We start from the raw sequence: 19,837 nt of genomic DNA, 5'->3' as shown, positions 1-19,837 counted from the left end.
GGACCTGCGCGAAGGTCCTCGGGGTGCGGTCCAACCTGTGTCAGGCCAAACCTACGCCACCCGCCCGGCCCGGTTGTCCGTAGGCTGGTCCGATGCTCGCGACTCCTGCCGACAATCCGTACCAAGAGCCCCGTTCGGGGCGACTCACCGCCTGGGGCAACGCGCTGCTGGCCGGCGCCTGCTCCCCCGACGACGCGGCCGCCGCGGTGCAGGGCGTCGACGACGCGCACCGGGTGACCGGCCTGCCCGGCGAGGAGCCGGACTCGCTGCACGGCCTCACCTGGGCGCTCGGGAAGCTCCGGGTGCTGGGCGCGAAGGGCCTGCGGCTGGCGCTGCCGGTGGCCGGGCACCCGCTGGGGCTGACCGGCCCGCCGCCGTTCAACGCGCTGGCGATGGGCGCCGGCGAGGCGGTGCTGGTGGCGGGCGTTCCGTACGGGCTGGTGCCGGAGGTCGAGGTGTACGGCCCGGAGGGCGACCAGGGCGTGCGGGTGCTGTGGCAGTGCCTGCCGGTCGAGGACGCGCTGCCGGCGGACGTGCCGTCGCTGGACGAGGCGGAGCGGGAGCTCGCGGACGGCCTGCGGCAGGCCACCGTGATGCTGACCCGGCTGGACGTCGCCGGGGCCGGGCCGGAGACGCTGCGCGCCCTGGAGGACTTCCGCCGCCGCGGCCACCGCGAGCTGCTCGCACCGGGCTACCCGCAGCGGGCGGTGCGGGTGCTGGAGTCGGCCCGGCAGGTGTCGGCGCTGCTGGGGATCGCGGCGGGCGGGCACGGCACGGCGGTGTCCGCGTCGGAGATGGCGGCCCGGCGGGAGATCCTCGCCCCGCTGGACCGCACCGCCCGCCGGGCGCAGGTCGCCGCGTACAACGCGATCGTCGACGAACGGCGCTGACCGGCCGTCAGTTCTGGTTGCGGACCGCCCACAGGGCGGCCTGGGTGCGGTCGGCGACGTCCAGTTTCATCAGGATGTTGCTCACGTGGGTCTTCACGGTCTTCTCCGACAGGTGGAGCGTGCGGGCGATCTCCCGGTTGGAGCGGCCGTCGGCGAGGTGCGAGAGCACTTCGCGCTCGCGGTCGGTGAGGCTGCCGCCGCGGCCCTGCGGGGGTGCGGGAACGTCCTCGGCGAGCAGCGCGGCGGCCAGTTCGGGCTGCAGCAGGACGTGCCCGGCGTGCACCGAGCGGATCGCCCCGGCGAGCGCCTCGGGGTCGACGTCCTTGTACACGTAGCCGGCGGCGCCCGCGCGCAGCGCCGGGACCATGGTGCGGTGCTCGGTGAAGCTGGTGACGATCAGCACCTTGGCGCGGTTGCCCTGTTCGCGCAGCAGCCGCAGCGCCTCGATGCCGTCGACCCGGGGCATCTTGAGGTCCATCAGCACGACGTCGGGGGCGAGCGCGCCGGCCCGTTCGACGGCCTCGGCGCCGTCGGCGGCCTCGCCGACCACCTCGATGTCGTCCTGCACCTCCAGGAAGGTGCGCAGGCCGCGGCGGACCACCTGGTGGTCGTCCACCAGCAGGACGCGGATCGGTGACGCGGTGTCAGGCACCGGGGACCTCCAGTTCGACCAGGGTGCCCCGGCCCGGGGCGGACTCCAGGGACAGCCGGCCGCCGACCGCGGCGGCCCGGTCGCGCATCGACACCAGGCCGAGGTGGCGGCCGGCCCGGCGGACCGATTCGGGGTCGAAGCCGCGGCCGTCGTCGGCGACGGTGAGCCGCGCGCCGCGCCCGGGGGTGCCGGTGAGGGTGACGGTGACGGTCGTCGCGCGGGCGTGCCGCAGCGCGTTGTGCAGGGCCTCCTGGGCGACCCGCAGGACGGCGGACTCCTGGCCGGCGGGCAGCGCGCGCACGCCGTCGGCGGTGAAGCGCACGGCGGCGCTGTGCGCCCGGTCGAGCACCTGGACCTGCGAGGCGAGGGTGGCGACCAGGCCGTCCTCCTCCAGCGCGGCGGGGCGCAGTTCGACGACCACGGCGCGCAGTTCGTCGGCGGCCTCGGCGGCCAGCCGGGCGACCTCGGCGAGGTTGTCGCGGGCCCGGGCGGGGTCGCGGTCGACCAGGGTGGCGGCGGCGCGGGCGGTGAGGCGCAGTGAGAAGAGCTTCTGCGAGACGGCGTCGTGCAGGTCGTGGGCGATCCGGGCGCGTTCGCCGGAGAGCGTGAGTTCGCGGCTGCGTTCGTAGAGCCGGGCGTTGCCGAGGGCGAGGGCGGCGTGCGCGACCAGGATGCGCAGCAGTTCCTCGTCGTGGTCGGTGAAGCCGCCGGGCTTGTTGGCGAGGAACAGGGCGCCGGCGATCTCGTCCTCGTCCATGATCGGCATGCCGAGGAAGTCGGTCATGTCGGGGTGCGCGTCCGGCCAGCCGCCGAACGCGGGGGCGGTGCGGACGTCCTTGAGCCGGGTGGGTTCGCGGTCGTGCAGCATCGAGGCGAGCACGCCGTGCTGCCGGGGCAGCGGGCCGATGGCGCGCCACTGGTCGTCGCTGACGCCGTCGACGACGAACTGGGCGAAGCCGCCGTGGTCGTCGGGCAGGCCGAGGGCGGCGTACTCGGCGCCGAGCAGGGTGCGGGCGGAGGCGGTGATCCGGCGGAGCACCTCGCGCACTTCGAGCGGGCGGCTCATCGCCAGGACGGCCGCGCTGACCGCCTCGATGCCCTTCAGCGAGGGGTCGCACCCGGGGGGACTGTCCATGCGGCCACGCTACCGCCGCGATCATGGCTGCCGCCTCGGCCGACGGACCTACGTCGAAGGGCCGGGGAGCGCGTGCTCCCCGGCCCTTCCCGGTCGGACCGTCGGACGGTCAGCCCTTCTGCATGACCTCGGGCTCGTGGCGCTTCTGGAAGCGCTGGATGGCGAAGGCCAGGCCGACGGAGATGGCGATCATCATGAACCAGTTGAGGAACATGATCCCCGCGGAGTGGTTCCACAGGGTGTCGTACGGGCCGGTCTCCGGGGGCTTGACGATCACGACCGGGGAGATGTGCGCCAGGTCGAGGGTGTTGCCGCTGGCGGAGACGCCCCAGCGGGCGGGCATCAGCCAGGCGAACTGCTCCAGGCCGGGCTTGTCGAACAGCTGGAAGATCGCGCCGGTGAACACCATCTGCACGATGGCGAACATCACCAGCAGCGGCATGGTCTTCTCGGCGGTCTTGACCAGCGAGGAGATCGCCAGGCCGACCATCATCGAGGTGAAGCTGAGCAGGATCACGCCGATCGCCATCTCGGCGGCCGGCAGGTGCTTGAGCAGCAGGCCCTCGGCGGGCAGGGTGCGGACCTTGAAGGCGATGGCGGAGATGATGCCGCCCTGCAGGAAGCTGATCGCGCCCAGCACGATGATCTTCGACATCAGGTACGCCGACCGGGACAGGCCGGTGGCGCGTTCCCGTTCGTAGATCGCCCGTTCCTTGATCAGTTCGCGGACCGAGTTCGCCGAGCCGGACAGGCAGGCGGAGAACGCGACGACCATCAGGATCAGCCGGGCGACGTCGTTGCGGCCGTTGCTGGCGCACGGGGTCAGGCCGCACTTGTCGGGGATCACCGCGGATACCGCGCCGAGCACCAGCGGCAGCAGCAGCGACAGCGCGATGAAGCCCTTGTCGGAGGCGATCACCGCGAGGTAGCGGCGGATCAGCGTCCACAGCTGGGAGCCCCAGCTCTGCGGCTTGGGCGGGCGCAGCTGGGTGAGCGCGTTGGGCTGGGCCTGGGTGGCGGCGGCGTCGACGTTGGCCGAGTACTGCTGGTGGTGCACCGAGTTGCGGTAGCGGCCGGCCCAGTCGTGGTCGGGGTAGTTCTCGAACGCCTGGAAGACGTCGGCCCAGGTCTCGTAGCCGAAGAAGTGCAGCGCCTCCGCGGGCGGGCCGAAGTAGGCCACCGAACCGCCGGGGGCCATCACCAGCAGCCGGTCGCAGAGCGCGAGTTCGGCGACCGAGTGGGTGACCACCAGGACGGTGCGGCCGTCGTCGGCGAGGCCGCGCAGGGTCTGCATGACCTCGCGGTCCATGCCCGGGTCGAGGCCGGAGGTCGGCTCGTCCAGGAAGATCAGCGAGGGCTTGGTGAGCAGTTCCAGCGCCACCGAGACGCGCTTCTGCTGGCCGCCGGAGAGCGCGGTGATCCGGTTGTCGGCGCGCTTGTCCAGGCGGAGTTCGTACAGCACCTCGTCGATCCGGCGCTCGCGCTCGGCGGCCTCGGTGTCGCCGGGGAAGCGCAGCCGGGCCGCGTACTTGAGGGCGGTGCGCACGGTGAGTTCCTTGTGCAGGATCTCGGACTGCGGCACCAGGCCGATCCGGGAGCGCAGTTCGGCGAACTGCCGGTACAGGTTGCGGCCGTCGTACAGCACCTCGCCGCGGTCGGCGGGCCGGTAGCCGGTGAGGGCGCGCAGCAGGGTGGACTTGCCGGAGCCCGACGGGCCGATCACGGCGACCAGGGACTTCTCCGGGACGGAGAACGAGACGTCGCCGAGCAGGGTCTTCTTGCCGCCCTTGAAGTCGACCTCGACGGTCAGGTGGTGGGCGGAGAAGGTGACGGCGCCGTTGTCGACGAACTCCTGCAGCTGGTCGCCGACCAGGACGAAGGAGGAGTGGCCGACGGTGAGCCGGTCCTGCGGGCCCATCAGCTGACGGCGCGTCGGCTGGCCGTTCAGGAAGATCCCGTTGTGGCTGCCGAGGTCGACGATCTCCCAGCGGCCGTCCGGGAGCTGCCGCAGTTCGGCGTGGTGCCGGGAGACCTGGAGGTCGGAGACCACGATGTCGTTGTCCAGGGCGCGGCCGATCCGGATGGTCCGTCCGCCGCTCAGGCTGCGGACCATGGTCGGGTTGCCGAGCCCGCCGGCCGCGGCCGGGTGCTGCGGCGCCGGCGGCTGGGCCTGCTGCTGGAACGCCTGCGGCGGCTGCGGCTGGGCCTGCTGGGGCTGGAACGCCTGCGGCGCCGGCGGCTGGAACTGCTGCTGCTCGGCGGGGTGCGGGAAGGGCGGCTGCGGCACCGGCGCGGCGGCCTGGCCGGGGAAGCCGTGCTGCGGCGGCGGGAAGCTCTGCTGCTGCGGGAAGCCGGGCCGCGGGGTGGGGGCGTCCCAGCCCTGCGGGATCGGCTGCTCGACCGCCGGCGGGCGGTGCCCCTGGTGGGCGGCCGGGCCGGGTCCGAACTGCGGCTGCTGGTACGGCGGCTGGGCCTGCGGGCCGGGCGCGCGGGTGGTGGCGGCCTCGTGCAGCGGGCCGGGCTGCACGGGCGCGGCGGCCGGTGCGGTGAAGGCCAGTCGGGGGCCGTTCTGTCCGTTGCCGAGGTGGATCACCGTGCCGGGGTGGATCGCGGCCTGCTGGACCCGGGCGCCGGCCACGAAGGTGCCGTTGGTGGAGCCGTGGTCGGTGAACTGCCAGCCGGCGCCGTCGAAGCTGACGGTGGCGTGCCGCCAGGAGACCCTGGCGTCGTCGAACGGGAAGTCCGACGCCGGGTCACGGCCGATGGTGTAGGCGCGGCCGGGTTCGAGTACCCGCTGCCGGCCGTCGATTTCAAGTACGAGTTGCGGCAACTCTCCGCCCGCCCCGCTCTCCGGTCCCCCAGGATGTTGCATCTGACGGGGGGAATCATTCCAGCCCGGCCGGGGTGCCCGGAAGCCGGGACACGGTTCTGTGACCGCCCGGCGACCGGTCCCGGACCTGCCCGGGTGTCCGGCGGGCGTCCCACGACCCGGACGCGCGCGGCCCGCGCGGGGAGGCTCCGGGTAGCGTGGGGGGCACCATGAACGCAACAGATCCGGCCGCTCAGGCCCTTTCCGCCGCGCCGCCCGTGAGCACCGAGACCGACCGGACGCTGCTGGTCAAGGTGTTCGGCAAGGACCGCCCCGGGATCACCGCGGGCCTGTTCGCCGAACTCGCCGGTTTCGGCGTCGAGGTGATCGACATCGAGCAGGTGGTCACCCGTGGCCGGATAACGCTGTGCGTCCTGGTCACTCCCCCGCCCGCGCGGGGCGCCGAGGGCGCGCTGCGGGTGACGGTGCACCGCTGGGCCGAGGAGCACCGCCTGCAGGCGGAGATCATCTCCGGCACCGGCGACAACCGTCCGCGCCGCGAGGGCCGTTCGCACGTCACGGTGCTCGGCAGCCCGCTGACCGCGGCCGCGGTGGCCGCGCTGTCGGCCCGGGTCTCGGAGGCCGGCGGCAACATCGACCGGGTGTTCCGCCTCGCCAAGTACCCGGTGACGGCGGTGGAGCTGACCATCTCCGGCGTGCCCACCGAGGAGCTGCGCGCGGTGCTGGCGGTGGAGGCCGCCGTGCAGCGGGTGGACATCGCGGTGGTCCGCTCGGGGCTGCACCGGCGGGCCAAGCGCCTGGTGGTGATGGACGTCGACTCCACGCTGATCCAGGACGAGGTGATCGAGCTGTTCGCCGCCCACGCGGGCTGCGAGGCGCAGGTCGCCGAGGTGACGGCGCAGGCGATGCGCGGCGAGCTGGACTTCGCCGAGTCGCTGCGCGCCCGGGTGGCGCTGCTGGCCGGTCTGGACGCGGCGGTCACCGAGAAGGTCCGCGCGGAGGTCCGGCTCACCCCGGGCGCCCGGACCCTGATCCGCACCCTGAAGCGGCTCGGCTACCAGGTGGCGATCGTCTCCGGCGGCTTCACCCAGGTCACCGAGCACCTGGTGGAGCGCCTGGGCCTGGACTTCGCGGCCGCCAACACCCTGGAGGTGGAGGACGGGAAGTTCACCGGCCGGGTCACCGGCGAGATCGTCGACCGGGCCGGCAAGGCCCGCTGGCTGGCCCGGTTCGCCGAGCAGGCCGGCGTGCCGCTGGAGCAGACGGTGGCGATCGGCGACGGCGCCAACGACCTGGACATGCTGAACGCGGCCGGCCTGGGCGTGGCGTTCAACGCCAAGCCGGTGGTCCGCGAGCAGGCCGACACCGCCGTGAACGTGCCGTTCCTGGACACCGTGCTGTACCTGCTGGGCATCACCCGCGAGGAGGTCGAGGCGGCCGACGCACTGGACGGCACGCCCACCGAGGACTGACGCCGAGCGCGCGGAGGGGCGGGATCCGGTGCCGGGTCCCGCCCCTTCGGCGTGCTGTCGGTGCGGTGCTCAGTCCTGCGGGATGAAGTACGAGTCGAGCCGGGCCACGCCGGGTTCGACCTGCTTCCACGGCCCGGCCAGGCTGAGCACGGCCACCGCGGCGGGCGGGAAGCCGTTCAGCCGCATCCGGTTGAGCGCCTCGGCGTCGCCCTCGTCGCCGGCCAGCACCTGGGTCAGGCCGAGCACCCCGGGGTTGTGGCCGACCAGCAGCAGGTCGGCGTGCTCCTCGGGGGTCTCCTGGATCACCTCGATCAACTGGCCGGGCTGGGCCTCGTACACCCGGTCCTCGTAGACGGTCTTCCGGGGCCGCTTGGGCAGCTCGTGGGCGACCAGCTTCCAGGTCTCCCGGGTGCGCAGCGCGGTGGAGCACAGGACGTGGTCGGGGTTGACGCCCGAGTCGGCGAGCCAGCGGCCGGCCTCGGCGGCCTGGCCGCGCCCGCGGTCGGCCAGCGGGCGGTCGTGGTCGTCGACCTGGTTGGGCCAGTCGGCCCGGGCATGGCGGAGAACGATGATCCTACGAGGAGTGTCGGCGCTCATACCCCTAGAGCTTCGCAGAAAACCGCCGCCCGGTCGCCCGCTCGGGGAAGCTGCCACCCCTGCGGGTGGCGGCTCCGCCGCGGCGGCGCGGGCGGCGGCCCGGGCGCGGGGTCAGCCCATGCTCTGGGCGATGCTCGCGACGATGGCGAGCAGCACCACGATCCCGGCGATCAGGCCGAGCATCTGCAGCAGCTTCTTCTGGCCGCCCTGGGGGTTCGGGTCGAGTACTGGCATGACGCCGAGCCTAACCGACGGCCTCGTCCTCGATGTGCCGGGCCCTGGCCGCCCGCAGGCCGACCAGGATCTGCGGCACCAGCAGCAGCGCCAGCAGGCCCAGCGGCAGGTACCACTCGCCGGTGCCCTGGTAGAGGGCGCCCATCAGGATCGGGCCCGGGATCGAGATCAGGTAGCCCAGGCTCTGCGCGAACGCCGACAGCTGGGTCACCCCGCCCGGGGTGCGGGCGCGCAGGCCGAGCATGGTCAGCGCCAGCGGGAACGCGCACATCGACAGGCCGACCAGGATCGCCCACAGCCACGGCACCGTCCCGGCCGCCAGCATCAGGCCGAGGAAGCCGGCGATGCCGCACAGCCCGAGCACCACCACGTACAGCCGCTGGTCGCCGCGGCGGGCGGCCAGGTTCGGCAGCAGGAACGAGATCGGTACGCTGATCGCCATCACCAGCGCCAGCAGCACGCCGGACGCCGACTCCGACACCCCCGCGTCGTGGTAGATCTTCGGCAGCCAGCCCATCGCGCTGTACGCGCTGGTGGACTGCAGGCCGAAGAACGCCGCCAGCGCCCACGCGGTGCGGCTGCGCAGGATCGGCAGCCGGGCGTGCACCGGGGCGGCGACGGCGGGGGCGCCGCCCTTCTCGCGGCGCACGAACAGCACGGCCAGCCACAGCAGCAGCGCCGCGACCGCGGGCAGGCCCCACAGGCCCAGGCCGAGCCGCCAGGAGCCGCCGAGCGCGTCCGTCAGCGGGACGGTGGCGGCCGCGGCGGCCGCGGTGCCGACCGACAGCGCCATCGAGTACAGGCCGATCATCGGGCCGACCCGGTCCGGGAAGTACCGCTTGATCACCACCGGCAGCAGCACGTTGGCCAGCGCCACCCCGGCCAGCGCCAGCGCGGTCAGCAGCAGGAACACCGCGGCGGAGCCGGTGAAGGAGCGGGCCAGCACGCCCGCGGCAACGGCGCCCATCGCGGCCGTCACCACGGTCGTCGGGCCCAGTCTGCGGGCCAGGCCGGGGGCGGCGATGCCGAGCAGCGCGAAGCACAGCGGCGGCACCGCGGCGAGCAGGCCGGCCAGCGTGGCGCTCATCCCGAGGCCGTCGCGGACCGGGTCGAGCAGCGCGCCGAGGCTGGTCACCACCGGGCGCAGGTTCACCGCGGCGGCGGCCACGCCGACGGCGAGCAGCACGGCGGCGCCGTTGCGGACCGCGGGGGACGGGCCGGTGGCGGTCGGGGCGGCGGAGGACGTAGGAGCTGGTGCGGGACTCCCGGTCTCGGGGGCGGAGGGGTCTGCTGCGGTAGACATGGCGCAATCATAGAATCATGGGATGACTTAAGTCGCCCCGGTATCCTGATGAGGTAGACCACAGAAGGAGCCGACCTTGGCGCTGTCGACCACTCGCCGCACCCCGCTCTCCGACCAGGTGATCGCCCAGCTGCGGGCCCAGATCACCTCGGGCGAGTGGCCGGTGGGATCACGCATCCCCACCGAGGCGGAACTCGTCGACCAGCTCGGCGTCGCCCGCAACACCATCCGCGAAGCCGTCCGCGCCCTCGCCCACAACGGGCTGGTCGACATCCGCCAGGGCTCCGGCACCTACGTCCTCGCCACCAGCGAACTCGCCGGCGTCATGCACCGCCGCTTCGCCGACGCCGACCAGGACCAGGTCGCCGAACTCCGCGCCACCCTGGAGACCTCCGCCGCCGGCTTCGCCGCGACCCGGCGCACCGCGCGCGACCTGGAGCTCCTGGAATCCGCGCTGGCCCGCCGCGACGCCGCCTGGCACGCGGGCGACCCGGAGGACTTCATCCAGGCGGACGCCGCGTTCCACCACGCGGTGGTGGCCGCCGCGCACAACGACGTCCTCGCCGCCGTCTACGCCGACCTCGGCGAGGTCCTCCTCGCCCACCTCCGCCACGACGTGGGCCCCGACCTGCTCCCGCACCGCTGGGTCCCGCACACCGACATCCTCGACGCGATCCGCGACGGCGACGTCGAGAAGGCCGCGAAGGCCGCAGGCAAGGCAATCGGGAGAACCACACAGGGGCCCGGGGAACGGCGGGGCCAAGGCTGCTGGTGATCAACGGGGCGGCGCAGGAGTCCCGTGGTTCCGGGTCCCCTTCTCCGACCGCCAGCAGTCATGACCGACCGCTGTCCTTGGCCACCAGCAGCTCGACCTCGCCGTTCCCCGAGCCCCTGACTACGTCAACGCGCTATGCGCCGATCGCGTGCAGCCCGCCGTCGACGTGGATGATCTCGCCGGTGGTCTTCGGGAACCAGTCGCTGAGCAGGGCGACGACGCCGCGGCCGGCCGGCTCCGGGTCGGAGAGGTCCCACTTGAGGGGGGAACGGGAGTCCCAGGTCGCGGCCAGGTCCGGGAAGCCGGGGATCGACTTCGCGGCCATCGAGCCGATCGGGCCCGCCGAGATCAGGTTGCAGCGGATGTCGCGCTCGCCGAGGTAGCGGGCCAGGTAGCGGTTGGTGGACTCGAGGGCGGCCTTCGCCGGGCCCATCCAGTCGTACTGCGGCCAGGCGAACTGCGCGTCGAAGGTGAGGCCGACGACCGAGCCGCCGTCCTGCATGAGCGGGAGCAGCGCGGTGGTCAGCGACTTCAGCGAGTACGCGGAGACCTGCATGGCGGTGGCGACGGACTCCCAGGGGGTGTCCAGGAAGTTGCCGCCGAGCGCGTCCTGCGGGGCGAAGCCGATGGAGTGGACGATGCCGTCCAGGGTGGGCAGGTGCTCGCGGACCTGGTCGGCGATGCCGGCCAGCTGCTCGGCGCTGGAGACGTCGAGCTCCAGGACCTTGACCGGCTTGGGGAGCTTCTTGGCGATGCGCTCGGTGAGGCTGGGCCGGGGGAAGGCGGTGAGGATGATCTCGGCGCCCTGCTCCTGCGCGAGCTTCGCGGTGTGGAAGGCGATGGAGGACTCCATCAGCACGCCGGTGATCAGGATGCGCTTGCCTTCGAGAATTCCAGTCATGGTCAGTGACCCATGCCCAATCCGCCGTCGACGGGAATGACGGCTCCGGTGATGTACGCGGCCTCGTCGGAGGCCAGGAACCGCGCGGCCGAGGCGATCTCGGCGGGGGCGGCGTAGCGGCCCAGGGGGACGCCGGAGACGATCTCCTTGCGGCGCTCCTCGCTGAGCACCGCGGTCATGTCGGTGTCGACGAAGCCGGGCGCGATCACGTTGACGGTGATGTTGCGGGAGCCGAGTTCGCGGGCCAGCGAGCGGGCGAAGCCGACCAGGCCGGCCTTGGAGGCGGCGTAGTTGGCCTGGCCGGCGGAGCCGCTGAGGCCCACGACGGAGGAGATCAGGACCACGCGGCCCTTGCGGGCGCGCAGCATCTTCGCGGCGGCGCGCTTCACGACCCGGAAGGTGCCGGTGAGGTTGGTGTCCAGGACGGAGGTGAACTCCTCCTCGGACATGCGCAGCAGCAGGGTGTCCTTGGTGATGCCGGCGTTGGCGACCAGGACCTCGACCGGGCCGTGGGCGGCCTCGATCTCCGCGAAGGCGGCATCGACCTGCTCGGTGTCGGTGATGTCGGCGCGGACGGCGAGGACGTCGTACTTGGCGAGTTCCGCCGGGACCTCGCCGTTGCGGCTGGTGATGGCGACCTTGTCGCCGGCCTCGGCGAAGCTCTGGGCGATCGCCAGGCCGATCCCCCGGTTACCTCCGGTGACGAGTACCGAGCGGCTCAACGGCCTACCTCTTTCCCTGTCGATGTGCGCGTGCCGACCGCACGCGTAGCCACCTGTGACGCTATCGGTAGGGTGCGAGCTCGGGCGAAGCCGCCTTCGACAGGCAATCCCGGGTGAGTTCTGTCGCTTCCCGACAATCCGGGTCCGGGAACGCCGGGCCGGTGGCGGCCGTTGCCCCGGGGGTGCTCCGGAGAGTCCGGGGCGCCGGTTCGAGCGAGCCGATCGGAGCGGACGCGATGAGTGGTGCACACCCTGGCCGGGTCGGCCGCCGGGCGCTGACGGCGGTGGCGGCACTGGCGGTGGCGGGCGCGGCGGCGTGGGCGCTGCGGGAGCTGCCGGCCCAGTTCGGGCGGCGTCCGGATCCGTCGGACCCGCGGGTGCGGGTGTCCCCGCAGTACCGGGACGGGGTGTTCCACAACGCGCCGTCGCAGCTGTCGCCGGGCGCGCCGGGCCGTCCGGACGGGGCGACGCTGCGCCGGATGCTGTTCGAGAAGGACGGGCGGGTGCCGGCCGGGCCGGTGCCGCTGGCGGTGCCCGAGCCGTCGGCGGCGGCGTCCGAGGGTGTGGCGGTGACCTGGTTCGGGCACGCGTCGGCGCTGCTGGAGCTGGACGGCTGCCGGGTGCTGGTGGACCCGATCTGGTCGGACCGCTGCTCGCCGTCGCACCTCGCGGGCCCGAAGCGGCTGCACCCGGTGCCGGTGGAGCTGGCGTCGCTGCCGCCGGTGGACGCGGTGCTGATCTCGCACGACCACTACGACCACCTGGACATGGCGACGGTGCGGCAGCTGGTGGAGCTGCAGTCGGCGCCGTTCGCGGTGCCGCTGGGCATCGGCGGGCACCTGCGCCGCTGGGGCGTGCCGGAGCACCGGATCATCGAGCTCGACTGGGACGAGACGTGCACGCTGGGCGAGTTGACGCTGACGCTGACCGCGGCGCACCACTTCTCGGGCCGTGGTTTCACCCGCAACCCGACGCTGTGGGGTTCGTGGGTGGTGGCGGGGCCGGAGCGGAAGGTGTTCTTCACCGGTGACTCCGGCTACTTCGAGGGCTTCGCCCGGATCGGCGAGCAGCACGGCCCGTTCGACGCGGCGCTGATGGCGATCGGCGCGTACGACGACGCGTGGGCGGACATCCACCTGAACCCGGAGGACGCGGTCCGGGCCCATCTGGAGCTGCGCGGCGGCCTGCTGCTGCCGGTGCACTGGTGCACGTTCAACCTGGCGCCGCACCGCTGGGCGGAGCCGGTGGAGCGGCTGCTGGCGGAGGCGAAGGCGCAGGGGGTGCCGCTGGCGGTGCCGCGTCCGGGCCAGCGCGTGGAGGTGGCGGATCCGCCGGAGCTGGACGGCTGGTGGGAGGCGCTGGCGTAGCGTCGACCTGACGGGCCGTCAGGGCGGCGCGGGGAATATTTGCTGGCCGAACGGCCGGTCGACGGGGATGATGCGATCGGGTGCCCTCGGCCCGGGGGCGGCCCGCCGCACCCGACCCTCGACCCAGGGAGCCCGATGCCCCCCTCCGCGCTGGACCCTCAGTTCCTCTCCTACCCGTTGCGCCCGCTGGCGGACGCGGCCCTGTCCCGGGCCCGGGAGTTGGGCGTCTCGCACGCCGACTTCCGCCTGGAGCGGGTCCGTTCGGCGTCCTGGCGGCTGCGGGACGCCCGCCCGTCCGGCTCGTCGGACACCGTGCAGCTGGGCTTCGCCGTCCGGGTGCTGCTGGACGGCGCCTGGGGTTTCGCGGCCGGGGTCGACCTGACGCCGCAGGCCGCCGCGGCGGTCGCCGAGCAGGCGGTGGCGGTGGCCCGGCTGGCGGGCGGGATCAGCCGCGCGGCGGGCTCCGGCGAGCGGGTGGAGCTGGCCCCGGAGCCGGTGTACCCGGACGCCGAGTGGGTCTCCGCGTACGAGGTGAACCCGTTCGACGTGCCGGACGCGGAGAAGACCGGCCTGCTGGCCGAGTGGTCCTCGCGGCTGCTGGCGGCGGACGGCGTCTCGCACGTGTCGGCGGCGGTGCTGACGGTGCAGGAGAACAAGTTCTACGCGGACACCGCGGGCACCGTGACGACCCAGCAGCGGGTGCGCCTGCACCCGTGGCTGGAGGCCACCAGCGTGGACGAGCGGACGGGCGCGTTCGACTCGATGCGCACCATCGCCCCGCCGGCCGGCCGCGGCTGGGAGTACCTGCGCGGCACGGGCTGGGACTGGGACGCCGAACTGGCCGAGCTGCCCGAGCTGCTGGCGCAGAAGATGCGCGCGCCGTCGGTCACCGCGGGCCGGTACGACCTGGTGATCGACCCGTCCAACCTGTGGCTGACCATCCACGAGTCGATCGGCCACGCCACCGAGCTGGACCGCGCGCTGGGCTACGAGGCCGCCTACGCGGGCACCTCGTTCGCCACCTTCGACCGGCTGGGCAGCCTGAAGTACGGCTCCGAGCTGATGCACGTCACGGGCGACCGGACGGCCGAGCACGGTCTGGCCAGCATCGGCTACGACGACGAGGGCGTCGCCACCCAGTCCTGGGACCTGATCCGCGACGGCATCCTGGTCGGGTACCAACTCGACCGACCGATGGCCCGGTTGAAGGGATTCGAGCGTTCCAACGGCTGCGCCTTCGCGGACTCGCCGGCGCACGTGCCGGTGCAGCGGATGGCCAACGTGTCGCTCCAGCCGGCCGCCGACGGGCCGGACACCGCCGGCCTGGTCTCCCAGGTGGAGAACGGGCTGTACATCGTCGGCGACCGCTCCTGGTCGATCGACATGCAGCGCTACAACTTCCAGTTCACCGGGCAGCGCGCCTACGCCATCCGGAACGGCGAACTCGCCGGCCAGGTCAAGGACTTCGCCTACCAGGCCACCACCACCGACTTCTGGGGCTCGATGAGCGCCGTCGGCGGCCCGCAGACGTACGTGCTCGGCGGGGCCTTCAACTGCGGCAAGGCCCAGCCGGGCCAGGTCGCCGCGGTCAGCCACGGCTGCCCGTCCGCGCTGTTCCGTCAGGTCAACGTGCTCAACACCCAGCAGGAGGCGGGTCACTGATGTCCCTCACGCACCCCCACGAGCTGGTGGAACGCGCCCTCGAACTGTCCCGCGCCGACGGCTGCGTGGTGATCGCCGACGAGGAGTCCACCGCCAACCTGCGCTGGGCCGGCAACGCGCTGACCACCAACGGCGTCACCCGCGGCCGCCGGCTGACGGTGATCTCCACCGTGAACGGCGGGCAGGGCACCGCGTCCGGCGTGGTCGCCCAGGAGGCCGTCACGCTCGACGAGGTCGAGCAGCTGGTGCGCGCCGCCGAGGCCGCCGCCCGGGCCGCCGAGCCCGCGGAGGACGCCCAGCCGCTGATCACCGGCCGGCCCGCCGACCCGCGGTTCACCGAGGCCCCCCGGGTCACCGACATCGGCGTGTTCGACGCGTTCGCGCCGGCCCTCGGCGAGGCCTTCGCCCGCGCCCGGGCGGCCGGCGAGCTGCTGTACGGCTTCGCCCGGCACGAGCTGGTCTCCTCCTACCTGGGCAGCTCGACCGGCCTGCGGCTGCGCCACGACCAGCCCACCGGCACCGTCGAGCTGAACGCCAAGACCGCCGACCTGTCCGCCTCCGCCTGGGCGGGCGCCGCCACCCAGGACTTCACGGACGTCGACGTCACCGCGATGCACGCCGACCTGACGCGCCGGCTCGGCTGGGGCCGCAAGCGGATCGACCTGCCGGCCGGCCGCTACGAGACCATCCTGCCGCCGTCCGCCGTCGCCGACCTGCTGGTCTACCTGTCCTGGTCGTCCGGCGCGCGCGACGCGGTCGAGGGCCGCTCGGTGTTCTCCAGGGCCGGCGGGGGCACCCGGGTGGGCGAGCAGCTCAGCCCGCTGCCGCTGACCCTGCGCTCCGACCCGGCCGAGCCGGGCCTGCAGGCCGCCCCGTTCGTGCTGACCAGGTCCTCCGGCGAGAACGACTCGGTGTTCGACAACGGGGCGCCGCTGGCCGCCACCGACTGGCTGCGCGACGGCCGCCTCGCCCACCTGCTGACGACGCGCCACTCGGCGGGCCTGTCCGGGCTCCCGCTCACCCCGCCGGTCGACAACCTGGTGCTGGAGACCTCCGCGCCGGACGCGCCGACGCTGGAGGAGATGGTCGCCCGCACCGAGCGCGGCCTGCTGCTCACCTGCCTGTGGTACATCCGCGAGGTCGACCCGGCCACCCTGCTGCTCACCGGCCTCACCCGGGACGGCGTGTACCTGGTCGAGAACGGCGAGGTGGTCGGCGCGGTCAACAACTTCCGCTTCAACGAGTCGCCGGTCGACCTGCTCGGCCGGATCACCGAGGCGGGCCGCACCGAGCGCTGCCTGCCCCGCGAGTGGGGCGACTGGTTCACCCGGGCCGCGATGCCGCCGGTGCGCGTGCCCGACTTCAACATGAGCTCGGTCAGTCAGGCCTCCTGACCGGCCGACCGATTCCGGGGGGATCCCGATGGACGAGAAGCACACCGTGAAGACGTCGAAGATGCTCAGCCGCATCCTGCGACACGACCCGGGCTCCGTCGGGGTCGCCCTGGACGCGGCGGGCTGGGTGGAGGTCGACACCCTGCTCGCCGCGCTGGCCCGGTACCGCCGGCCGCTCAGCCGCGCCCAGCTGGACCACGTGGTCGCCACCAACAACAAGCGCCGTTTCGCCTACTCCGAGGACGGCCGGTCGATCCGGGCCAGCCAGGGCCACACCGTCGAGGTCGACCTCGGCCTGCCCGCCGCCACTCCGCCGGACGTGCTGTTCCACGGCACCGCCGAGCGCAGCCTGCGGTCCATCCTGGCGGAGGGCCTGCGCCCGATGGCCCGACAGGACGTCCACCTGTCCGCCGACACCGGGACGGCGGTCAAGGTCGGCTCCCGGCACGGCCGCCCGGTCGTCCTGGAGGTCGACGCGGCGGCGATGGCCCGGGACGGCCACGAGTTCCGGGTGTCCGCGAACGGTGTCTGGCTCACCGACGCCGTGCCCGTCCAGTACCTGCGCCGCACCTCCTGAGCGCCGCACCGACCCCGCGTGGGTCGGTGCGGCGTCAGCGGGGTTACCGTGGTCGGTCGTAGGGAGCCGGAACCGACCTGAGGATGGATGGACATGCGCAAGAGCGCGGACGACGGCCAGGTCTTCCGGATCACCGGTGCCCGCAGCAGCCTCAGCGAGGACGTCCGGGGCCGGCAGCGCAGGTACGTGATCTCCATGCTGATCCGCACGCTGTGCGTGCTGCTCGCCGTCGTCCTGTGGGACGTGCAGCGCTGGCTGGCGTTCGCCGCGCTGGCCGGCGGCGTGCTGCTGCCGTACTTCGCGGTGCTGATCGCCAACGCGGGCCGCGAGCGCGCGCCGGGCCTGCCGTCGACGTTCGCGTTCTCGCCGGACACCCCGCTGATGCTCGGCCCCGGCGGGACGGGCGGCGGCGGGGCGGGCGGTGCCGCGGCGGCGGGCGGCGGCGCGGCCGCCGATAACCGGCCACAGAATTGAGAATCCCTCAATTCCGCTGTCCGATATGGCCGTTGTTGCGGCGGTATGACCGCCGGAAAGCTCAGACGATCCTCAAATTAATCACCGGACGGACGAGCTTCCGGGCCCCGTGCCGTGCCATACTTCCTAAGCGCTCCGCATCCCCCGTCGGAGCGACGGACCGACGCCGGGCAGCTCCCCCCGTGGCTGCCCGGCGTCGTCATGCCCGGGCATAGGATCGAACCCATGGACACCGCGCACCCCCTCTTCGGCACCCCGACCGGCACCGACGGCCCGGACGGCCCCCCGAAGTGCTCCGCCAAGGGGTGCCGCGAGGCCGCCGCCTGGACGCTGCTGTGGAACAACCCCAAGCTGCACACCCCCGACCGCCGCAAGACCTGGCTGGCCTGCGACACCCACCGCGAGACCCTCGGCCAGTTCCTCGCCGTCCGCGGCTTCCTCAAGGACACCGAGCCGTTCTCCGGATAACCGGACGCCGGCTTCCCGCCGCCCAGTAGCGTGGTCCGCACTGCGGCGGTGGGGGGAATGCGGTGTCTCGTGGTGCCAGGCGGATGTCCCGGGCGGAGGCGCTGCGCCGCCGCGTCGGCTCCCAGTTCGTCGGCCGGCGGGCCCAACTCGCCCTGTTCGCCGACAACCTGGCCCGCAACCCCGATCCGGAGGCCGGACCCGACCCGGCCGACTTCCTGTTCCACGTCCGCGGCGTCGGCGGCATCGGCAAGTCGACGCTGATCGCCCAGTGGCAGGAGACCGCCCGCCGGGCCGGCGCGCGCACCGCCCGCATCGACGACACCGACGTCCAGGGCATCGACACCGCGCTGGCCGCGCTCGCTGCCCAACTCGCCCCGCCCACCGCCCCGTTCAAGGACTTCGACCGGGCCCTGGAACAGTACCGGCGGGAGCGGACCGCCCCCGCCGCGCCCACCGACCTGCCCTCGCTGCCCGCCCGGGTGGTCGCCCACGCCGCCCTCGGCGCCGCCAACACCCTCGCCCCCGGCAGCGCCGCCTTCACCACCCCCGAGACGGTCGCCCAGAGCACCGACCGCCTGATCGCCGCCGTCCGCCGCCGCCGGCCGGCCGGCGACACCGAACTCACCACCCTCAGCCGGGCCTTCGTCACCGAACTGGCCCGCCTCTGCGACCGCGAACCCGCCCCCTGGGTGGTGCTGTTCCTCGACACCTGGGAGATCACCGGCCGCCATCTCGACGGCTGGCTGCGCGAACTGATCGACGGCGGGTACGGCGACCTCCCGCTCGAAGTGATCGTCGTACTGGCCGGCCGCGACGAACTCGCCGAACGCGACTGGGCCCGGCTTCGGCCCGCCGTGGTGGACGTCGCCCTGGAGGCCTTCACCGAGCAGGAGGCCCGCGACCTGCTCGCCGGCCGCGGCGTGGTCGCCCCCGACGCGGTCGACGCCATCGTCCGGATGTCCCTCGGCCTGCCCCTGCTGCTCGCCCTGCTGGCCGGCACCGACCCGCACTCCGCCGAGGACGTCGCCGACGCCGGAACGGACGCCGTCGACAAGGCCGTTCAGCGCTTCCTCCAGTGGATCCCGGAACCCGCGCTCCGCGACACCGTGCTCGCCGCGGCCCTCCCGCCCCGCCTCGACCGCGACCTGTTCCGCCACGCCGTCGACGACCCCGCCGCCACCGGCTGGGACTGGCTGCTCGACCAGCCCTTCGTCACCGGCCGCGGCGACGCCCACCAGTACCACGCCGTCGTCCGCGCCAGCCTCCTCCAGCGCCACCGCGTCCGCTCCCCGCAGGCCTGGCAGGACGGCCACACCCGCCTCGCCCGGCACCACGCCGCCGCCCGCGCCGCCCTGGAACGCAGCCTGCCGCTCTCCCTCCTGCGCAGCGACGCCCGGCTCCGCCGCCACCTGCTGGACGAGACCTACCACCTGCTGTGCACCGACCCGGCCGCCCAACTGCTGCCGGCCCTCGACCGGCTCGCGGACGCCGCCGGCCACTCCCCCGACTCGCTCACCGCCTGGGCCGACACCCTCGACCTGGCCGCCCGCGACACCGGCGACCCCGAACTCCTCGGCTGGGCCGCCCGGCTGCGCACCGCCGTCACCGCGCCGGAACCCGGCGACCCCGTCCTGGACGCGCTGGCCGCCCCCGGCCTGCCCGCCCGCCTGCGCGCCCGGGCGCTGGCCTGGCAGGGCCGCCGGCTGATCGACCGGGACCGCGACACCGAGGCCCTCGCGCTGCTCGACCGGGCCCTGCTGCTCGCCCCCGACCTGCTGCCCGCGCTGCTCCAGCGCGGCCGCGTGCACTCCTACCTGCACCACCACGAGCCGGCCCTGGCCGACCTCGACGCGGCGCTCGACCGCACCCCGTTCGCGGCCGAGGCCCGCGCGGCCCGCGAGCACCCGCACCGGCTGGCCGCCGCCGTCGCGGACCGCGCGGCGGACGTGCACCCCGATCCGGACCACGCCGACGCGTTCCTGTTCCGGGGCGCGGCCCTGCGCGTGGCCCAGCGGCCGGACGAGGCGCTGCCCGCCGTCGACGCCGCGCTGGCGCTCGAACCCGACAACCTCCGGGCGCTGTGCGAGCGCGGCGCGATCCACCTGGTGGCCGGCCGGTTCGACCGGGCCCTCACCGACTTCACCGCCACCCTCGCCGCCGACCCCGGCAACGTCAACGCCCTCGCCTGGCGCGGGCAGACCCACCGCCGGACGGGCCGGTTCGACCAGGCCGTCGCCGACCTCGACGCGGCGCACGCCCTGGACCCCGCCGATGCCTGGACGCTGTGCGAGCGCGGCATCACCCACCGCCTGGCCGGCCGGCCCGAGCAGGCCCTCGCCGACCTGGACGCCGCGCTCGCCCGCAAGCCCGGCTACGTGTGGGCC

18 protein-coding genes are annotated in these 19,837 nt (G+C 73.9%); 10 read left to right on the top strand and 8 right to left on the bottom strand.

What is annotated here, in order from left to right; genetic code table 11:
• Nucleotides 1-92 precede the first annotated feature (92 nt).
• Nucleotides 93-890 carry a hypothetical protein gene (locus tag ACFV1L_RS12995; protein ID WP_380365325.1) on the top strand — a complete coding sequence of 266 codons (798 nt, stop codon included), beginning with the start codon at nt 93-95 and terminating at the stop codon, nt 888-890.
• A gap of 7 nt (nt 891-897) precedes the next feature.
• Here the strand turns inward: ACFV1L_RS12995 and ACFV1L_RS12990 are convergent, their stop codons facing one another.
• The 3 genes from ACFV1L_RS12990 to ACFV1L_RS12980 form a co-directional block, all read right to left on the bottom strand.
• Nucleotides 898-1,542 (bottom strand): response regulator, encoded by a 645-nt coding sequence (locus tag ACFV1L_RS12990; RefSeq protein ID WP_380365323.1) that lies wholly within the window; start codon nt 1,540-1,542, stop codon nt 898-900.
• Nucleotides 1,535-2,677, bottom strand: a complete 1,143-nt coding sequence (locus tag ACFV1L_RS12985) for a GAF domain-containing sensor histidine kinase (RefSeq protein ID WP_380365321.1) — start codon at nt 2,675-2,677, stop codon at nt 1,535-1,537. The genes ACFV1L_RS12990 and ACFV1L_RS12985 overlap by 8 nt, the downstream gene beginning before the upstream one ends.
• 109 nt (nt 2,678-2,786) lie before the next feature.
• Nucleotides 2,787-5,549, bottom strand: coding sequence for an FHA domain-containing protein (locus ACFV1L_RS12980; RefSeq protein WP_380365320.1), 2,763 nt, complete (start codon nt 5,547-5,549; stop codon nt 2,787-2,789).
• A 167-nt stretch (nt 5,550-5,716) separates the two neighbouring features.
• On the opposite strand from ACFV1L_RS12980, the gene serB reads away from it, so the two are divergent.
• Nucleotides 5,717-6,979, top strand: a complete 1,263-nt coding sequence (gene serB, locus ACFV1L_RS12975) for a phosphoserine phosphatase SerB (protein WP_380365318.1) — start codon at nt 5,717-5,719, stop codon at nt 6,977-6,979.
• Between the two features lie 69 nt (nt 6,980-7,048).
• Here serB and ACFV1L_RS12970 read toward each other — a convergent pair whose 3' ends face one another.
• The 3 genes from ACFV1L_RS12970 to ACFV1L_RS12960 all read right to left on the bottom strand — a co-directional run bounded on the left by ACFV1L_RS12970 (nt 7,049) and on the right by ACFV1L_RS12960 (nt 9,113).
• Entirely contained in the window at nt 7,049-7,576 is a 528-nt protein-coding gene (locus tag ACFV1L_RS12970; protein WP_380365317.1) for a SixA phosphatase family protein, read from the bottom strand.
• Nucleotides 7,577-7,687: 111 nt separating this feature from the next.
• Nucleotides 7,688-7,810 carry an SGM_5486 family transporter-associated protein gene (locus ACFV1L_RS12965; protein WP_380365316.1) on the bottom strand — a complete coding sequence of 41 codons (123 nt, stop codon included), beginning with the start codon at nt 7,808-7,810 and terminating at the stop codon, nt 7,688-7,690.
• A 10-nt stretch (nt 7,811-7,820) separates the two neighbouring features.
• Complete coding sequence (locus ACFV1L_RS12960; RefSeq protein ID WP_380365315.1) at nt 7,821-9,113, bottom strand: MFS transporter; 1,293 nt, start codon at nt 9,111-9,113, stop codon at nt 7,821-7,823.
• A gap of 76 nt (nt 9,114-9,189) precedes the next feature.
• Here ACFV1L_RS12960 and ACFV1L_RS12955 point away from each other — a divergent pair, with 76 nt between their 5' ends.
• Nucleotides 9,190-9,888, top strand: coding sequence for a FadR/GntR family transcriptional regulator (locus ACFV1L_RS12955; RefSeq protein WP_380365314.1), 699 nt, complete (start codon nt 9,190-9,192; stop codon nt 9,886-9,888).
• A 133-nt stretch (nt 9,889-10,021) separates the two neighbouring features.
• On the opposite strand, the gene fabI is transcribed toward ACFV1L_RS12955, so the two are convergent.
• Together fabI and fabG are read right to left on the bottom strand one after the other, a co-directional pair.
• Nucleotides 10,022-10,789 (bottom strand): enoyl-ACP reductase FabI, encoded by a 768-nt coding sequence (fabI, locus tag ACFV1L_RS12950; RefSeq protein WP_380365313.1) that lies wholly within the window; start codon nt 10,787-10,789, stop codon nt 10,022-10,024.
• A 2-nt stretch (nt 10,790-10,791) separates the two neighbouring features.
• Entirely contained in the window at nt 10,792-11,511 is a 720-nt protein-coding gene (gene fabG / locus ACFV1L_RS12945; protein WP_380365312.1) for a 3-oxoacyl-[acyl-carrier-protein] reductase, read from the bottom strand.
• A gap of 236 nt (nt 11,512-11,747) precedes the next feature.
• Here fabG and ACFV1L_RS12940 point away from each other — a divergent pair, with 236 nt between their 5' ends.
• The 7 genes from ACFV1L_RS12940 to ACFV1L_RS12910 form a co-directional block, all read left to right on the top strand.
• Nucleotides 11,748-12,878, top strand: coding sequence for an MBL fold metallo-hydrolase (locus ACFV1L_RS12940; protein WP_380365311.1), 1,131 nt, complete (start codon nt 11,748-11,750; stop codon nt 12,876-12,878).
• A 135-nt stretch (nt 12,879-13,013) separates the two neighbouring features.
• A complete protein-coding gene (locus ACFV1L_RS12935; RefSeq protein ID WP_380365310.1) occupies nt 13,014-14,540 on the top strand; it encodes a TldD/PmbA family protein in 1,527 nt (508 codons plus the stop codon).
• On the top strand, nt 14,540-15,934 hold the full coding sequence (locus ACFV1L_RS12930; protein WP_380365309.1) for a metallopeptidase TldD-related protein: 1,395 nt from the start codon (nt 14,540-14,542) through the stop codon (nt 15,932-15,934). The genes ACFV1L_RS12935 and ACFV1L_RS12930 overlap by 1 nt, the downstream gene beginning before the upstream one ends.
• A 28-nt stretch (nt 15,935-15,962) precedes the next feature.
• On the top strand, nt 15,963-16,511 hold the full coding sequence (locus tag ACFV1L_RS12925) for an RNA 2'-phosphotransferase (protein WP_380365308.1): 549 nt from the start codon (nt 15,963-15,965) through the stop codon (nt 16,509-16,511).
• A gap of 93 nt (nt 16,512-16,604) precedes the next feature.
• Nucleotides 16,605-16,985, top strand: coding sequence for a DUF3099 domain-containing protein (locus ACFV1L_RS12920; RefSeq protein ID WP_380365307.1), 381 nt, complete (start codon nt 16,605-16,607; stop codon nt 16,983-16,985).
• Nucleotides 16,986-17,210: 225 nt separating this feature from the next.
• Nucleotides 17,211-17,453, top strand: coding sequence for a hypothetical protein (locus ACFV1L_RS12915; protein ID WP_380365306.1), 243 nt, complete (start codon nt 17,211-17,213; stop codon nt 17,451-17,453).
• 83 nt (nt 17,454-17,536) lie between these two features.
• The coding region (locus tag ACFV1L_RS12910; RefSeq protein WP_380365305.1) for a tetratricopeptide repeat protein at nt 17,537-19,837 on the top strand (2,301 nt) is incomplete at its 3' end.

It is taken from the genome of Kitasatospora sp. NPDC059646, assembly GCF_042734615.1.
Lineage (GTDB): Bacteria > Actinomycetota > Actinomycetes > Streptomycetales > Streptomycetaceae > Kitasatospora.
This window is presented reverse-complemented; position numbering and strand designations above follow the sequence as displayed.

Bases quoted from the DNA above. Each gene is read 5' to 3' on its own strand.
- ACFV1L_RS12995 (WP_380365325.1), top strand. From the start codon at position 93: ATGCTCGCGACTCCTGCCGACAATCCGTACCAAGAGCCCCGTTCGGGG.
- ACFV1L_RS12985 (WP_380365321.1), bottom strand. From the start codon at position 2,677: ATGGACAGTCCCCCCGGGTGCGACCCCTCGCTGAAGGGCATCGAGGCG.
- ACFV1L_RS12980 (WP_380365320.1), bottom strand. From the start codon at position 5,549: ATGCAACATCCTGGGGGACCGGAGAGCGGGGCGGGCGGAGAGTTGCCG.
- serB (WP_380365318.1), top strand. From the start codon at position 5,717: ATGAACGCAACAGATCCGGCCGCTCAGGCCCTTTCCGCCGCGCCGCCC.
- ACFV1L_RS12970 (WP_380365317.1), bottom strand. From the start codon at position 7,576: ATGAGCGCCGACACTCCTCGTAGGATCATCGTTCTCCGCCATGCCCGG.
- ACFV1L_RS12965 (WP_380365316.1), bottom strand. From the start codon at position 7,810: ATGCCAGTACTCGACCCGAACCCCCAGGGCGGCCAGAAGAAGCTGCTG.
- ACFV1L_RS12960 (WP_380365315.1), bottom strand. From the start codon at position 9,113: ATGTCTACCGCAGCAGACCCCTCCGCCCCCGAGACCGGGAGTCCCGCA.
- fabI (WP_380365313.1), bottom strand. From the start codon at position 10,789: ATGACTGGAATTCTCGAAGGCAAGCGCATCCTGATCACCGGCGTGCTG.
- ACFV1L_RS12940 (WP_380365311.1), top strand. From the start codon at position 11,748: ATGAGTGGTGCACACCCTGGCCGGGTCGGCCGCCGGGCGCTGACGGCG.
- ACFV1L_RS12935 (WP_380365310.1), top strand. From the start codon at position 13,014: ATGCCCCCCTCCGCGCTGGACCCTCAGTTCCTCTCCTACCCGTTGCGC.
- ACFV1L_RS12930 (WP_380365309.1), top strand. From the start codon at position 14,540: ATGTCCCTCACGCACCCCCACGAGCTGGTGGAACGCGCCCTCGAACTG.
- ACFV1L_RS12925 (WP_380365308.1), top strand. From the start codon at position 15,963: ATGGACGAGAAGCACACCGTGAAGACGTCGAAGATGCTCAGCCGCATC.
- ACFV1L_RS12920 (WP_380365307.1), top strand. From the start codon at position 16,605: ATGCGCAAGAGCGCGGACGACGGCCAGGTCTTCCGGATCACCGGTGCC.
- ACFV1L_RS12915 (WP_380365306.1), top strand. From the start codon at position 17,211: ATGGACACCGCGCACCCCCTCTTCGGCACCCCGACCGGCACCGACGGC.